A 15,085-nucleotide genomic window follows, 5' to 3' on the forward strand; every position below is an offset into this window, starting at 1 on the left:
GGGCAGTTAGGCTGGGTACAGTCCGTTTTCCGCCCGCAAGGAGTACTCGACAATGAATTTCTTCATCAAGCTGCTCGGTACCGGCGTGAGCCTTGGCGCCGGCTTCATCGGGACCAAGCTGGTCAACACCGTCTGGGAAAAGACCACCGGCCGGAAGCCGCCCACCGGCAAGGACGAGGACATCCCCACCAGCCTGCAGTCCGCGCTGACCTTCGCGCTGATCTCAGCCTCGGTCAGCACCATCATCCAGGTCCTGGCCAACCGCGGCACCCAGCGCGCCATCACCCGGTTCGCCAAGAGCCAGGACATCGTCTGACCCCCAGGAGTTTTTGGCCGGATATGCAGGGCTAAGCGCGCCGGAAGCCTGCATACCTGAACAAAATCTCCTAGTGCAGCTGGCCGTCGCCGGAACTGTCCTCACGGGCGGTTTTGGCGGCGGCTTTCTGCACCACGGCCTCCAGCTCGTCGGCCGTCAGCAGTTCGCGGTGCAGATGCTTGGTGCGGTAGCCGGCCCGCCCCACCATATGTGCGGACACCGGCACGGTCAGCAGCTGGAAGATCCAGGCGACCACCAGCACCGGCCACACCCACCAGGTGCGCATCTGCAGCCCGATCGCGGCCAGCAGCAGGAACAGCCCCAGTACCTGCGGCTTGGTGGCGGCATGCATGCGGCTCAGCAGGTCCGGGAAGCGGAGCAGGCCAATGGCGGCGCCGAGGGACATCACGGCCCCCACCACCATAAACACCGCCGAGAACAGGTCGATCCAAAAATCCAGGCCAGTAGGGTCAGGACTCATCCGGCTGCTCCCTTCGGTCGGCCACGAACCGGGCCACCGTGACGGACCCGATAAACCCGATGATGGAGATGGCCACCACCAGCATCAAATTGTTCAGGTGCCGGTTCACGGCCATGTCCACGCAGAGGGCCCCGCCGAGGATGGCGAGCAGGACGTCCGCCGCAAGCACCCGGTCCAGCAGCGACGGACCGCGGGCGATCCTGATGATCGCGCCGGCAGCGGCGAGCGAAAAGATGACGGCTGTGAGAACCAGGACTGTCTGCATCATGCGGCGGCCTCCGTCCGGACGGCATCGACTTCTTCCCTGGTGCCCATGATCCGGATCAGTCCCGCTTCGATGGAACGGACTTCGGCGCGGAGGTTATCCACGTCCTCGGCGGAGCTGATATTCAGGGCGTGCAGGTACAACGTGGACGTTGACCGGTCCACCTCCACCACCAGCGAGCCGGGAATCAGGGATATAACGTGCCCGGTGGCGGTGACCAGCAGGTCCTGGTGGCTGCGCAGTGTTACGGCCACCACGGCGTTCTTCACCTGCGGCCCGCGCATCACGGCCAGGTACAGGACCTGGGCGCTGGCCACCACCACCTTCGCCAGGAACACCAGCGCGAAGGGAACGGCGTAAAGGATGTTGAAGCGGCCGCTGAGCTCCACGGGCGGGAGGTAGAAGAGCCTGGCAACGGCGACAGCCAGCAGGGTGCCGAACAGCAGGTTCCCGGGGCTGAAGTCCTGCCACAGGGCACCCCAGACGATCACCAGCCAGACCAGGAGCGGGAGTTCCTGGCGCAGTGAGATGCGGCGGCGGCTCATTTTCCTCCTCCGGCCGTCAGGATCATCGGCACTACGGTGTCTTCGCCCAGGACCGCCCGGATGTAGGAAGACCTGTTGAGCATGTCGTAGGCGGCCTGGTCAGAGACCCTAAACAGCGGACCCGCGAAGACCGTCAGCGCGACGCCGAGAACCACCAGTCCCAGCGTGGAGCCAACCATGGTGCGCGGCAGGAGCGTCGCGGAGTTCCGCTTGGCTCCCGGCCCGGCCACCCTCGCCGCCGGCGTTGCCAGCAGGACGGGGTCCGGATGCTCGGCGTCAGCGGGCCTGCGCCAGAAGGCACGGTTCCACACCCTGGCGATGGCCAGCAGGGTCAGCAAGCTGGTGACCACCCCGCCGATCACCAGGGCGTAAGCCAGCGGCGTGCCCAGCTCGATGCCCGCCTGCATCAGTCCCACCTTCCCGAGGAATCCGGAGAACGGGGGGATGCCGGCCAGATTCATGGCGGGAATGAAGAACAGCAGCGCCAGCAGGGGCGACAGTTTGGCGAGTCCGCCCAGGCGGTCCACCGATGAGCTGCCGCCGCGGCGCTCGATCAGGCCGGTCACCAGGAACAGGCTGGTCTGGATGGTGATGTGGTGGGCCACGTAGAAAACCGCAGCCCCCAGCCCGGCCGTGGAGGACATGGCCAGGCCGAACACCATGTACCCGATGTGACTAACCAGGGTAAACGAGAGCAGTCGCTTGATGTCGCTCTGGGCCAGCGCACCCAGAATGCCCACCACCATGGTCAGCAGCGCAGCCACCATCAGGGGCGTGTTGAGCGTGTCCCCGGGGAAGAGCAGGGTTTCGGTCCGCACCATCGCGTACACCCCCACCTTTGTCAGCAGGCCGGCGAACACGGCGGTGACCGGCGCGGGAGCCGTGGGGTAGGAGTCAGGCAGCCAGAAGGACAGCGGGAAAACAGCGGCCTTGATGCCGAACGCCACCAGCAGCATCACGTGGAGGAGCGTTTTGGTGCCCTGGTCCAGCTCGCCGAGCTTGATGGCGAGGTCAGCCATGTTGACGGTTCCGGTGGCCCCGTAAACCATCGCAATGGAGATCAGGAACAACACGGATGACACCACGGACACCACCACATAGGTGACGCCTGCCCGGATCCGCGGTCCGGTCCCGCCCAGCGTCATCAGCACATAGCTTGCCGTCAGCAGGATCTCGAAGCCGACGTAGAGGTTGAAGAGGTCCCCGGACAGGAACGCGTTGGACACCCCGGCCACCAGGATCAGGTACGTGGGGTGGAAGATCGAGACCGGCGCGTCCTGGTCGCCGTCGGCCATGCCCTGCCCGGTGGCGTACACCAGCACGGCGAGGCTCACCGCCGAGGAGACCACCAGCATCAGCGAGGAGAACTGGTCCACCACCATCACGATGCCCCAGGGCGGCAGCCAGCCGCCGATGGTCACCGCGGCCGTTCCGCCGTCCCACACCGATGCCAGCAGGAGGCATTCGAGCAGCAGCGTGAGGGACAGCAGGCCGATGCTGACGGCGCGCTGGGCCCGTGAGTGCCGGATCAGCAGGAATGTGAGGGCAGCGCCCAGGATGGGAAGTACGACGGCGAGCGGGGCAAAGCTTGCAATGTTCACTTTCCGCCTCCTTCCGGGCGAGGGTCCACATTCGTGGAGCCGGGTTTCTCTTCCTGGACTGCGTCTTCGGCAGGGATCTCGCGGCCACCCGCCGGAACCGTCACGGGGAACTCGGAGGTCTCGGCAGGGATTTCGGCGTCATCTTCGGCGTCGAAGCTGGGCGTTTCCGCCACACGGAGGTCTTCCAGGTCGTCCTGGATCTCATCCCTGCGGGCCAGGACCCAGGTGCGGTAAATGATGCCGAGCATAAAGGCCGTCACTGCAAACGAGATCACGATGGACGTCAGGATCAGCGCCTGCGGAAGGGGATCGTTGTAATCCTCCGCCGCCGTTTCCTTGGAATAGAAGGGTGCGAGGCCGGCATAGCCGCCCGTGGCCAGGATCAGCAGGTTGGTGGCGTTGGCCAGGAGCATCAGCCCCAGCAGTACACGCGTCAGGCTGCGTTCCAGGATCAGGTAGATCCCGCAGGCGTACAGGGCGCCCATCACGATCAGGAGGGTCAGGTTCACGCTCATGCTTGGCCCCTCAAGGTGGTTTCGGCGGCTACGCCTTCGGACTGCTGCCCGCTTGCGCGCACGGCCGGGCCGGCTGCGTCCCCCGCCTCGTCCTGGTCGTCGTCCGGCAGGGCGCCGGCAGGATCCGCGGAGCGCTGCTCAAAGTGCTCGTCGATCTCGGCTCCGAGGCTCCGCAGGACGTCCAGCACCAGGCCCACCACCACGATGTACACACCGATGTCGAAGATGGTGGACGTGACGAACTTGATGTCCCCGAACACCGGCAACCAGAGTTCGATGATGGCCGTCTGGAACACCTGGCCGCCCAGAAGCAGCGGCACCACACCGGAGGCAGCGGCCACGGCCAGCCCGATCCCCAGCAGGGCACCGGCGCTGACGGGGGTGGCTTCGCGCAGTTCGAACCGGCCGCCGGCGAGGTAGCGGATGGTCAGGGCCAGGCCTGCAGTAAGGCCGCCGGCGAATCCGCCGCCCGGCAGGTTGTGCCCGGCCAGGAGGAGGTAGAGCGAAAAGATGATCATGGAGTGGAACACCAGTCGGGTGACCACTTCGAAGATGATGGAGCGGCGTTCCGGAGCCAGGGTGCGGCCCGCCACGATCCAGGCATCCCGCTCAGAGGCGGCGAACTTCCTGCTGACTGCGAGCGCAGCCGCGTCCCGGGACCCGGGGTCCACTCCCCTTAGCCGGCCCACCGTGCCCGCGGCAACGGTGGCTGAGTTCCTGATCCGGTCACCGCGGCCGCGGACGAAGATCAGGCTGGCCACGCCGGTGGCTGCCAGCGCCAGGACGCTGATCTCGCCGAAGGTATCCCACGCGCGGATATCCACCAGCGTCACGTTGACGATGTTGAGGCCGCCGCCGCCCTCGTAGGCGAGGCGCGGGAACTCCAGGGACACCGGCGTCGCGATCCGTGCGCCCATGGCGTGGATCCCGGCAAAAACCATGGTGACGCCGAAGCCCAGGCCGATGATCACACGCACCACGCGGTATTTTCCGCCGGTGCGGTCCCGCAGCTCGGGCGGCAGGCTGCGCATGGCCAGGACGAAGGCCACCAGGATGATGGTCTCCACCAGCATCTGGGTCAGTGCCAGGTCCGGGGCGCCCTGCAGCGCAAACATCAGGGCGATGCCGTAGCCGGTCACCGAAACCATCAGGACGGCCAGGAAGCGTTTGTTCGCCTTGACCGCGGCCAGGGCGCCGATCACGATGCCCGCTCCCACCACCAGCTGGAGCGGGGAACCGGGATCAATCAGGTAGACGTTCTCCGGCAGGGGTTTGCCCGCCAGCACAATGGCCGAGAGCGGCAGCACAAAAGCGACACTGAGGATGACTGCCAGGTAGTAGTACAGCGAACCGCGCTGGGTGCGGCCGGTGATCCACACCGCCACATCGTCCAGCGCACCGATAGTGAGCTGGTACCCCTTGTCCGCGTCCACCCAGGGCGGCACCAGGGACTGGACCCGTGCCACGGCGTTGCGGCCGAAGTACATCGCCAGGCCCAACGCGAAGGTGAGGGCCGTCAGCCCCAGCGCCGGGGTGAAGCCATGCCACAGCGCGAGGTGACCGGCCTGCTCGGCCGGGGTGCCGGCGTCGGGCGCGGTGGAAGCAAACAGTGCCGCGTACGGCTGGATCCACGCGTCAACGGCGACCGGCCAAAGTCCGTAGGCAATGGTGAGGAGGCTGAGGATGGCGGGCGCTGCCAGGAAGGCAGGGCTGATGGCCTTGAACGGTGTGGGGTCCACGCCCGGCTTCGTGGCGAAAGCACCCCACATAAAACGGGCGCTGTACGCGAAGGTGAGGACGGATCCCAGGACCAGGCCGGCCAGGACCACCATTCCCCACACGCCGGCTTCGGGGGCACCGGCGTGGTGGACAAACGCCTCCAGCACCGATTCCTTGGCTACGAACCCGCCCAGGAGCGGAACGCCGGCCATGGAGGCGGCACCGATGCCGGCCACGATGCCCAGGGCCCGCGAGGACCGGAAAACGCCGGAGAGCTTGGTGACATCGCGGGTGCCCGACTGGTGGTCGATGATGCCCACCACCAGGAACAGCGTGGCTTTGAACAGGCCGTGGGCCAGCAGCATCGCCAGGCCCGCGAGGGCTGCGTCGGGCGTGCCGAGCCCCACCACCATGGTGAGGAACCCCAGCTGGCTGACCGTGCCGTAGGCGAGGATGAGCTTGATGTCGGTCTGGCGGAGGGCCCGGTAGCCCCCCACCAGCATCGTGGCCAGCCCGAGGCCCAGCACCACCGGCTGCCAGTAGGACGTCCCGGCGAAGCCGGGCGCGAGCCTCGCCACCAGGTAGATACCGGCCTTGACCATCGCGGCGGCGTGCAGGTACGCGCTCACCGGGGTGGGCGCCGCCATGGCTCCAGGAAGCCAGAAGTGGAAGGGGACCAGGGCGGACTTGGTAATGGCGCCCACCAGGATAAGTACGACGGCGGCACTCACCATGGCAGCCGACGTCCCGTTGGCGAGGTCCGGTGCTTCCTGCAGGATGGCCGAAATCCTGTAAGTACCGGCCGCGTGGCCGAGCATGATGAGGCCCACAAGCATGGCCAGGCCGCCCGCGGTGGTGACCATCAGCGCCTGCAGCGCGGACCGCCGTGCGGCCAGCCTGGTCCGGGCGAAGCCGATCAGCAGGTAGGACAGGATGGTGGTGAGTTCCCAGAAGATGAACAGCAGCAGAAGGTCGTCAGCCACCACCAGGCCGAACATGGCACCGGCAAACGCCAGGAGCTGGGCCCCGAAGCTGCCGAGGTCCTGGTCTTTTTCCTTGAAGTACCGTGCGCAATACACCAGGACCAGCGAACCGACGCCCAGCACCAACAGCGACATCACCCAGGCAAGGGCATCCATCCGGAAGGCGAACTCAAGCTGGAGTCCAGGGATCCACGGGACCACCTCGGACACAGCGCCGTCGGCCGAGTACACCGGAGCGTGCTGGAACAGGAGCCAGGCAAAGGACGCCGCGGGAACAGCGGCCAGGATGTAGAAAGCGTTGCGGCCCCAGGCCCTGAAGAAGAACGGCGCCAGCGCAGCCACCGTAAAGTGCACGGCAAGGACTGTGATCACTGTTATCTCCGCAACGTCAGGGATTCGATTGTCAAAAGTTGGAGCAGGCGGTTCATTCGTTAGGTCCGGGAGCCCTCAGTTTATCAAGGCTTCTGTACCCATTCCTCCTCCGCTGCTGTATCCTTCCGCCACTTTCCCCGGTGTCACGGGTCTCAGCTCCCCGCCTGTTCGCCATCGGCGGATACGATGCATCGTATGAACAGCGCCAGCGCTCCCGGGGCAACGCAGCCGTCCTCCGAACTTGCCTCGGGGAACCAGGCCACCAGAAAGGGCCGCGTCCTTGCGTGGGCCTCCTGGGACTGGGGATCAGCAGCTTTCAACGCAGTGATGACCACCTTCGTTTTCACGGTGTACCTCACTTCGAACGCTTTCGGCGGCGAAGACCAGGCGTCAGCGGTCCTGGGCGGGGCGCTGGCCATCGCCGGTTTCGCCATCGCCCTGCTGGCCCCGGTCACCGGTCAGCGCTCGGACGCCGGCGGGCGGCGCAAGCTGTGGCTGGGAGTCAACACGGCCGCCGTCGCCATCCTGACTGCCTTGTGCTTCTTTGTGTTCCCCCGGCCCGAGTTCCTCCTGCTGGGAGTCACACTCATCGCCCTGGGCAACGTGTTCTTCGAGTTCGCCGGGGTCAACTACAACGCCATGCTGGCCCAGATCTCTACGCCCCGGAACATCGGCAAGGTCAGCGGGCTGGGCTGGGGAGCCGGCTACCTGGGCGGGATTGTCGCGCTGCTGATCGTCCTGCAGCTGTTCGTCCAGCCACGTTTCGACTGGTTCGGGGCGTCAACCGAGGACAGCCTGAACATCCGGCTGGTGGCGGTTTTCTCGGCCCTCTGGTTCTTCATTTTCGCCCTGCCGGTGCTGTTCGCCGTTCCGGAACTGCCCAAAACGCCGCAGGCGCAGCGGCTGGGGATCGTGGCCAGCTACGGCCTGCTGATCCGGCGGATCAAAGCCATCTACGCCACGAGCCCGCACACCATCTACTTCCTGCTGGCCAGCGCGGTTTTCCGCGACGGACTGGCGGCGGTGTTCACCTTCGGCGGGATCATCGCCGCGGGTACCTTCGGCTTCGAGCTGTCCCAGGTGATCTTTTTCGCCATCTTCGGGAACGTGGTGGCCGCCATCGGAGCTATTATCGGCGGATTCCTGGACGACAAAATGGGACCCAAAGCAGTCATCCTCGGTTCCCTGGTGGGGCTGCTGATTGCCGGGACCGTCATCCTGGTGCTGGGCAACGGCGAGTATTCCTTCTTCGGCATGGATTGGCACGGGTCCACCACCTTCTGGATTTTCGGGCTCTTCCTGTGCCTGTTTGTGGGACCGGCGCAGTCCTCGTCCCGCGCATACCTGGCGCGCCTCGCCCCGGACGGCGAGTCCGGCGAGCTCTTCGGGCTCTACGCCACCACGGGCCGGGCCGTCAGTTTCCTGGCACCTGCCCTGTTCACCCTCTGCATCACGGTGGCAACGCCGCTCGTGGCGCCCGGGGAAGCCCAGCGCTGGGGGATCTTGGGGATCATGGTGGTGCTCCTCGCCGGGCTCCTGGTCCTGCTGCCGGTGAAGTCACCGGACAAGGCTGCCATCGCCGTGGTTCCCGCCGCCTGATACTCCGTTTGATGCCGGTTCAATCCATGGCCCGGCCGCCTGGTCCCTTCCGCTTTTCTGGTCCGGCATGGGCTTCCTGCGGACTTCCCGGCACCCGCACCACATCGGCCCCGCTCAGACTAGGCTGGAAACATGAACGTGGATGAAACGGACCTTCCGGGCCTTGGCCGGCGGAAGGATTTTATGACAGCCTCCGGCCGTCGGATCGGCGTTGTGGAGCTGCGGGAAGGCCAGACGGAACTCATCGTCTCCACCTGGGATGATCCCGATACCTGCCAGGCTTCCATCCCCCTCACGGGAGATGAAGCAGCAACCCTGGGCAACCTGCTCGGCGGGCGGCACCTGGCCATGAAGCTGACGGAGGAACACAAGGATGTTCCCGGCATCGTCACCCGGCAATTTTCCATCGCGCCGGGCTCCCCGTTCCAGAACCAGCCCATGGGGAAGGCCTGCATCCGTACCCGCTGCGGTGTCTCCATTGTGGCGATCATGCGCGAAGGCGAGGTGCTCCCGTCGCCGGGACCCGACGTCGTACTTCACACCGGTGACCTGCTCGTTGCTGTAGGCACCCAGGAAGGCCTCGATTCGGCGGCCGATATCCTGCGTAACGGATAGACGCCGTGGACCCGCTGGCCCTGACCCTCATCGAACTGGGGGCCGTTGTGTTCTGCCTCGGCCTCTTGGCCAGGCTGGCCGGACGGATCGGAATGTCACCCATCCCGCTCTACCTGTTAGGCGGGCTCGCTTTCGGGGCCGGCGGGGTGGTCAAGCTCGAAGGTATGCACGAGTTTGCACACCTCTCCGGGGAAATCGGCGTCATCCTGCTGTTGCTTATGCTCGGCCTGGAATATACGGCCGCAGAGCTCTTCACCGGACTGCGAAGGTCGTGGCAGGGCGGCGTCCTGGACCTCATCCTCAACTTCCTCCCGGGCGCCGGGCTTGCCCTGATGCTCGGGTGGGGAGGGGTCGGCGCCATGGTGATGGGCGGCGTCACCTACATTTCCTCCTCCGGCATCGCGGCAAAGGTCATCACTGACCTGGGCCGGCTCGGCAACCGCGAAACCCCCGTGGTGCTCTCCATCCTGGTGTTCGAAGACCTGGCCATGGCCGTCTACCTGCCCATCCTCACTGCCACGCTCGCGGGCGTCAGCTTCCTTGGCGGGCTCACCACCGTCGGCATCGCATTGGCCGTGGTGAGCCTGGTGCTGATGGTGGCGCTGCGCCACGGGCACCGGGTTTCGAAAGCTGTGCACAGCGAAAACTCCGAGGTCTTCCTCCTCAACGTCCTGGGCGCTGCGCTGCTGGTGGCGGGGCTGGCGTCGGCCATGCAGGTGTCCGCGGCGGTGGGAGCATTTATGCTCGGTATCGCCATCTCCGGCGCCACAGCCCATAACGCCACCCGCATCCTGGAACCGCTCAGGGACCTCTTCGCCGCCATTTTCTTTGTGGCGTTCGGCCTGAATACCGACCCCACCTCCATCCCACCGGTGCTCGGTTGGGCCCTTGTGCTGGCCGTCATCACCGCAGCCACCAAGATGGCCACGGGAATCTGGGCTGCCAAGCGTGCGGGCATTGCCCGTCCCGGCCGCCTTCGCGCCGGGGCGGCGCTGATTGCCCGCGGTGAGTTCTCGATCGTCATCGCCGGACTCGCCGTGGCGTCCGGCGCGGTTTCGCACGAGCTCGCGGCCTTGGCCACTGCCTACGTGTTGCTGATGGCAGTGACCGGTCCGCTGGCCGCCCGCTACGTTGAGCCCCTGGCCAAGCCGCTGCTGCGGCCGGCAGGAGTGGCCGCCAAGGCCTAGCGGCGCAGGAAGCCTAGATCTCTGTGCGGTGGAAGTTCAGGTGGCTGCGGCTGGCAGTGGGTCCCCGCTGGCCCTGGTAGCGGTTCCCGTAGTCACCCTGGCCGTAGGGGTACGCCGCTGCTGAAGTCAGGCGGAAGAAGCAAAGCTGGCCGATCTTCATGCCCGGCCACAGCTTGATGGGCAGCGTGGCCATATTGGAAAGTTCCAGGGTGACGTGGCCTGAGAAGCCGGGGTCGATAAATCCGGCGGTGGAGTGCGTCAGCAGCCCCAGGCGGCCCAGGGAGGACTTGCCTTCCAGCCGGGCGGCGATGTCATCAGGCAGCGTGACGGTCTCATAAGTGGAGCCCAGGACGAACTCGCCGGGGTGCAGAATGAACGGCTCGTTCTGTTCCACCTCCACCAGGCGGGTGAGCTCCGGCTGTTCTTCGGCGGGATCGATGTGCGCGTACTTGTGGTTGTCGAACAGGCGGAAGAACTTGTCGATCCGCACATCCACCGACGACGGCTGGACCATCGCAGGATCGTACGGCTCAAGCACGATCCGTTGGGAGTCAATTTCGGCACGTATGTCGCGGTCGGAGATCAGCACCGTCCCAAATTACCGTATCGGTTATCACAGCCACATTCTTTCGTTGTTGCTGTGGCCCAGTGGGGCTAATGTTGCCCTAGTGATTCAGGCGCCGGATGGTCTCCCGGATGGCCCAACAGAGCTGGGGATGTTGTGAATAAATTAGTGGCGCCCGCCTTTCTTGGCGTGCTCTGTACATTGGCGCTGGTTTCCTCGTCCGCGGGCGGCCTTCCCGCGCCGCTGGTGGCTGGCCAGTCCTCCGTTGCGGGTCCGCACGGCGTGACCCTGGGCCCCGCGGTGGCAGCAGACGGCGAGGCCTCGGCCACGCGCGACAGCTCAGCCCTGTCCCGGCTCACCCCGGCCGTGGACCCTGTCATCAGGCCGGCGTCGCCCTCCGGAGTGGCCAGTACGCCGGCACCGCAACCTGCAGTGGAACAGCAAGCTGCGCCGCAGCCGTCCGCTGCTGCAGCCTCCCCCCAGGCGGTGGCGGACCCCGCGCCACCAACCGAAGCCGCCGCCGAGGTTCCCTGGATCCCTCCGCTCTGGGCTCCGGATGAAGAGCTGGCTTCACCTCCGGCCACCCGCCTCGCGGTTCCTGAGGCTCTCGCGGCGCCGGAGGCCCTGGTCCCTGACAGCAACGCGGCGGCAGTCCTCACGGTGTTCACCAAGATCAACGAATACCGCGTGTCCAAGGGCCTGAATCCAGTGAAGTACCATCCCACCGTGGCGGCGCTGGCGCAGGAATGGTCCGACAATATCGCCTCCCGCGAGGTGATTGAGCACCGCGCCAGCTTCTGGACCGACTCCCGTGCCATGAATCCCAACAACGGCGCCGGCGAAGTCATTGCCATCCGCACGGACCGGGACGCCGCCCAACTGGTGGAATGGTGGAAGGGATCGCCCGGCCACAACGCCATGCTGCTCGATCCGCGCTTCAACGTGATGGGCGCTGGAATCTCCTACACAAACTCCACGTACAAGATCTGGGGCGTGGTGAACTTCTTCGGCTACACCAGCCTTCCCGCCGGTACTTTGAATTCCCCCGGCGGGGGTTCCGGCAGTGCCTTCCCGCCGCCGGCACCCAGCGTGTGTGATGCACCCGTGCGCCATATGCCGCCCACCCTGGACCTCTCCGGCGCGGCCATTAAGGGTCCGGGCGACCTCGTAACAGTTGACTCCACCGGGCAACTCCTGGCCCGTGCCGCCACCGGCGTGCGCACGTTCGCCGCTGCCAAGGTCATCGGCTCAGGCTTCGCCGGTGCCAAGGAGGTCTTCACTCCGGACTGGGACCGCGACGGCACCTTCGATCTCCTGACGCAGTGGACCAACGGAACCCTCACGCTTCACCGGGGCAACGCCACAGGAGGATTCCAGGCGCCCGTTACCCTCGGGAACGGCGGATGGGACACCCTAACCCTTGCCGTGGGCGGCTGGTGCGCCAACAACAGGCTGCCCCAGATCCTGGCTCTCGACGGCGCCGGCAACCTCTACCTGTATCCGAACAAGGGCACGGGTGACCTCTCAGAGCGCGCACTGGTGGGCGCTGTGGGCGCCGTCCGGGAGTTGTCCATGGTGGATTACGACGCCGACGGGTTCCAGGATGTGCTGGCGGTCCGGGCCGACGGTTCCGTCCAGCTCTACCGTGGCTGGGGCACCACGGCCCTGCGGTCCGAGGCCAGGCCCACCGTTGCCACCGGGTGGGGCGATGTGACGGGCATCCGGCCGCTCAAAAACGTCACGGCGCTCAACTCCACCGGCCTGGCACTGCGCCGCGCCAACGACGTCCTGCAGTACTGGGACCTGACCTCGGGAAGCCTGGCGTCGCCGTCGAACATCCCGGGCCCTTGGACGGGGCAGCGGCTGGCTCAGTAGGACTGGCGGGCCGCCAGTAAGGCTGGAGGCGCATTAGCTGGCGACCACATCAGCTGGGCTTCAGCACAGCAAGGCCCCGGCAGGGTGGCAGCAGGGCCGGGGAGCCGGAACAGCGTGGCTAGGCGGCCGGCTGTAGCTCCATGATGTCATTGAGGCGCTCCAGCTGGGCCACCTCCGAGCAGAGGTTCCGCTGGGCAAGCCTGCTCAGGAAGCCCAGCCTGTGGAGGACCCCGAACCGGCCCTCGGGCTGGAATTCGAGGGCAAAGCGGACGCGGGTTCCGGAAGCTTCGGAGCTGAGGTAGTAGCCGCCCGCGCGCTGGCCCAACCCGGACGTGACCCGGAACTGGATTTCGGCCCCTGGCCTTGCCTCAGTGATTTTCAGGTCGGCGGGAATGCTCAGCCCGGACCGGCCCTCCACCATCTTCCGGTACACGGCGCCCTTGGTCCCGGCGGAACCTTGAGTCAGCTTGACACTGCGCACCCCGTCGCGCCACAGCGGCAGATTGGTGGCATCGAGCAGGTACAGGTAAACAGCCATGGCGTCATGCCGGATGAGGACCTCATGCTCTGCGAATGCCATCAGGATCTTTCGTGGTTGACGTCGGCCTGCCGCGCAGCTGCACCCCCCGGCACTGCAGCTACCGGATCAGGTTAGTCAGCGCTCCGCATCCCTACCTAGCCCTGGCCGGGGACGTTATTGAAGAGTTACTGGATGACGCCACGGTGACCGGACACGGTCCGCTTACCCGCCGCCTGGACGGTCCGGCGCCACATCTGCGCTAAGCTATGTTCTGCCCCTGGAACGGGGCATTGCGGCTGTAGCTCAATGGTAGAGCGCTAGCTTCCCAAGCTTGATACGCGGGTTCGATTCCCGTCAGCCGCTCCACTTTTGCCGGGCTGATACGCCCTGCCGTCCAGAGACGTGTATCCGCACGTGCCTCGGTGGCCAGCCTAGGCCGTCACCGCCTTGCTCACGATGGATACCGGGTGGCGCCGGTCCTTCAAGTCAACCCTCAGCAGCAGTGATCCCTTTCGCGCCAGGATGACGGCGACTGTGATGGCGGCCAGCGCCGGCACTCCCCCGGCCACCAGCAGCGCGGCGTGCGGGTTGGCGTGTTCGGAGAGCCAGCCGAGCATCGGCCCGCCAAGGGCCTGGCCGCCGATCAGCACCATGATGTAGAGGCTCATCACCCGGCCCCGGATCCCCATGTTCGAGCTCACCTGGACCAGCTGGTTGGACCCCGTCAGGAACATCAGGCACCAGAATCCGGACAGCACCATCACGGCACCGAATACGGGCATGGACGGAGCAATCGAGGCAAGGCAGAGCATCGCGCCGTACATCCCGGCGCAGAACACCACGGAGCGAAGCCGCAGCTGCCGCCTCCGGGTGGATGCCACCGCTCCGGCCAGGGCTCCGAGGGCAACGAGGGCGTTCAGCAGCCCGTAGCCGCCTGCGCCGACGTCGAACACGTGGTCGGCAAAAGCGGCCAGCACAACGGGCAGGCTCATGGCGAAAACGGCGATGAACCCCGCCATCAGCCACGGCCAGTAGATGGTGGGCTTACTGAGGGCGTAGCTCAGGCCTTCCCGCAACATCCCCTTACTCTTGGGGGTGGGCGCGCTGACGAACAGCTGGTCCTTCCGCAGGATCAGGAGCATGGCCACCGTGGAGCAGCAGGCGGCGGCATTGCCCGCAAACGCCCACCCCGCTCCGACCGCGGTGAGCAGCCAGCCGGCGAGGGCAGGACCGATCAGTCCGCCCAGCTGGAACGTCGTTGAGTTGACGCTGATGGCGTTGCGCAGATACTTCGGTCCCACCAGCTCGTTGACAAACACCTGGCGGGCCGGCTGGTCCAACACCGTAACCAGGCCCAGCACCAAAGCGATGACGTAGACGTGCCAGACCTCCACCACCCCTGTCAGCGTGAGGACGGCAAGCGCGGCCGCCAAGGCCGCGGCCATGCTTTGGCACAGGATGAGGATCTTCCGCTTGGCGAACCGGTCCGCGATCATCCCGCCCCACGGTCCCAGCAGGAGGGACGGAAGGAACTGCAGGGCCACGGTGAAGCCCACCGCCGTCACGGATCCGGAGAGCTGCAGGACCATCCAGTCCTGGGCAATACGCTGCATCCAGATGGCGATGACGGCGATGAAGTGCCCGATCGCGAAGATCCTGAAGTTTGGCACCTTCAGTGAGATGAACGTGTGCCTCCAGGGCAGGCGTTCAGGGACGACGGCGAGGGGCTGGGTGTGGTGGCCCGGCAGTGGTGCGGAGGTGGCTGAGTCGATGACGGGCTGGCTGACGGTTGCCGATGACGGCGGTGGGGGTGCCACAGGAGTGTCCTCAAATTGCGGTCGGTCCGGGATGTGCTTAACGCTAGGCTGGGGCGAAGGAATTATGGAGCCCTATTGTCCCTATAACTCGCATTGCGAACCGCAATACG

15 protein-coding genes and 1 tRNA gene are annotated in these 15,085 nt (G+C 66.1%); 7 read left to right on the top strand and 9 right to left on the bottom strand.

Going from position 1 to position 15,085, the window contains the following annotated elements; all coding sequences use genetic code 11:
- The first annotated feature begins 52 nt into the window (after window positions 1-52).
- Window positions 53-316 (top strand): DUF4235 domain-containing protein, encoded by a 264-nt coding sequence (locus BACI348_RS20205; protein WP_159829552.1) that lies wholly within the window; start codon window positions 53-55, stop codon window positions 314-316.
- Window positions 317-386: 70 nt separating this feature from the next.
- On the opposite strand, the gene mnhG is transcribed toward BACI348_RS20205, so the two are convergent.
- Genes mnhG through BACI348_RS20235 form a run of 6 tightly spaced genes read right to left on the bottom strand, consistent with a single transcriptional unit; the run spans window position 387 to window position 6,797 of the window.
- Complete coding sequence (gene mnhG / locus BACI348_RS20210; RefSeq protein ID WP_159829554.1) at window positions 387-797, bottom strand: monovalent cation/H(+) antiporter subunit G; 411 nt, start codon at window positions 795-797, stop codon at window positions 387-389.
- Window positions 787-1,065, bottom strand: a complete 279-nt coding sequence (locus BACI348_RS20215) for an MrpF/PhaF family protein (protein WP_159829556.1) — start codon at window positions 1,063-1,065, stop codon at window positions 787-789. Before BACI348_RS20215 ends, mnhG begins: the two co-directional genes overlap by 11 nt.
- Entirely contained in the window at window positions 1,062-1,607 is a 546-nt protein-coding gene (locus tag BACI348_RS20220) for a Na+/H+ antiporter subunit E (protein WP_159829558.1), read from the bottom strand. Before BACI348_RS20220 ends, BACI348_RS20215 begins: the two co-directional genes overlap by 4 nt.
- Window positions 1,604-3,208, bottom strand: coding sequence for a Na+/H+ antiporter subunit D (locus BACI348_RS20225; RefSeq protein ID WP_159829560.1), 1,605 nt, complete (start codon window positions 3,206-3,208; stop codon window positions 1,604-1,606). Before BACI348_RS20225 ends, BACI348_RS20220 begins: the two co-directional genes overlap by 4 nt.
- The gene (locus BACI348_RS20230; RefSeq protein WP_159829562.1) at window positions 3,205-3,723 is read right to left on the bottom strand and encodes a Na(+)/H(+) antiporter subunit C; all 519 of its coding nucleotides are present in this window, start codon (window positions 3,721-3,723) and stop codon (window positions 3,205-3,207) included. Before BACI348_RS20230 ends, BACI348_RS20225 begins: the two co-directional genes overlap by 4 nt.
- Window positions 3,720-6,797, bottom strand: coding sequence for a Na+/H+ antiporter subunit A (locus BACI348_RS20235; RefSeq protein WP_159829564.1), 3,078 nt, complete (start codon window positions 6,795-6,797; stop codon window positions 3,720-3,722). The genes BACI348_RS20230 and BACI348_RS20235 overlap by 4 nt, the downstream gene beginning before the upstream one ends.
- A gap of 195 nt (window positions 6,798-6,992) precedes the next feature.
- Here BACI348_RS20235 and BACI348_RS20240 point away from each other — a divergent pair, with 195 nt between their 5' ends.
- The 3 genes from BACI348_RS20240 (at window position 6,993) to BACI348_RS20250 (ending at window position 10,198) form a co-directional block, all read left to right on the top strand.
- Window positions 6,993-8,396 carry an MFS transporter gene (locus tag BACI348_RS20240; RefSeq protein ID WP_159829566.1) on the top strand — a complete coding sequence of 468 codons (1,404 nt, stop codon included), beginning with the start codon at window positions 6,993-6,995 and terminating at the stop codon, window positions 8,394-8,396.
- Window positions 8,397-8,528: 132 nt separating this feature from the next.
- Window positions 8,529-9,011, top strand: coding sequence for a cation:proton antiporter regulatory subunit (locus tag BACI348_RS20245; protein WP_159829568.1), 483 nt, complete (start codon window positions 8,529-8,531; stop codon window positions 9,009-9,011).
- Between the two features lie 5 nt (window positions 9,012-9,016).
- Entirely contained in the window at window positions 9,017-10,198 is a 1,182-nt protein-coding gene (locus BACI348_RS20250; RefSeq protein ID WP_159829570.1) for a cation:proton antiporter, read from the top strand.
- Window positions 10,199-10,211: 13 nt separating this feature from the next.
- Here the strand turns inward: BACI348_RS20250 and dcd are convergent, their stop codons facing one another.
- Window positions 10,212-10,787 (bottom strand): dCTP deaminase, encoded by a 576-nt coding sequence (dcd, locus tag BACI348_RS20255; RefSeq protein WP_159829572.1) that lies wholly within the window; start codon window positions 10,785-10,787, stop codon window positions 10,212-10,214.
- Window positions 10,788-10,952: 165 nt separating this feature from the next.
- Here dcd and BACI348_RS20260 point away from each other — a divergent pair, with 165 nt between their 5' ends.
- Window positions 10,953-12,638, top strand: coding sequence for a CAP domain-containing protein (locus tag BACI348_RS20260; RefSeq protein WP_159829574.1), 1,686 nt, complete (start codon window positions 10,953-10,955; stop codon window positions 12,636-12,638).
- 118 nt (window positions 12,639-12,756) lie between these two features.
- Here the strand turns inward: BACI348_RS20260 and BACI348_RS20265 are convergent, their stop codons facing one another.
- Window positions 12,757-13,218, bottom strand: a complete 462-nt coding sequence (locus BACI348_RS20265) for an SRPBCC family protein (protein WP_159829576.1) — start codon at window positions 13,216-13,218, stop codon at window positions 12,757-12,759.
- Between the two features lie 11 nt (window positions 13,219-13,229).
- Here BACI348_RS20265 and BACI348_RS20270 point away from each other — a divergent pair, with 11 nt between their 5' ends.
- The gene (locus tag BACI348_RS20270) at window positions 13,230-13,421 is read left to right on the top strand and encodes a hypothetical protein (RefSeq protein ID WP_159829578.1); all 192 of its coding nucleotides are present in this window, start codon (window positions 13,230-13,232) and stop codon (window positions 13,419-13,421) included.
- 29 nt (window positions 13,422-13,450) lie between these two features.
- A tRNA-Gly gene (locus BACI348_RS20275) sits at window positions 13,451-13,524 on the top strand.
- Between the two features lie 65 nt (window positions 13,525-13,589).
- Here BACI348_RS20275 and BACI348_RS20280 read toward each other — a convergent pair.
- The gene (locus tag BACI348_RS20280) at window positions 13,590-14,975 is read right to left on the bottom strand and encodes an MFS transporter (RefSeq protein ID WP_159829580.1); all 1,386 of its coding nucleotides are present in this window, start codon (window positions 14,973-14,975) and stop codon (window positions 13,590-13,592) included.
- Between the last annotated feature and the right edge of the window lie 110 nt (window positions 14,976-15,085).

The sequence above is a fragment of the Arthrobacter sp. 9AX genome (genome assembly GCF_902506095.1).
Lineage (GTDB): Bacteria > Actinomycetota > Actinomycetes > Actinomycetales > Micrococcaceae > Arthrobacter.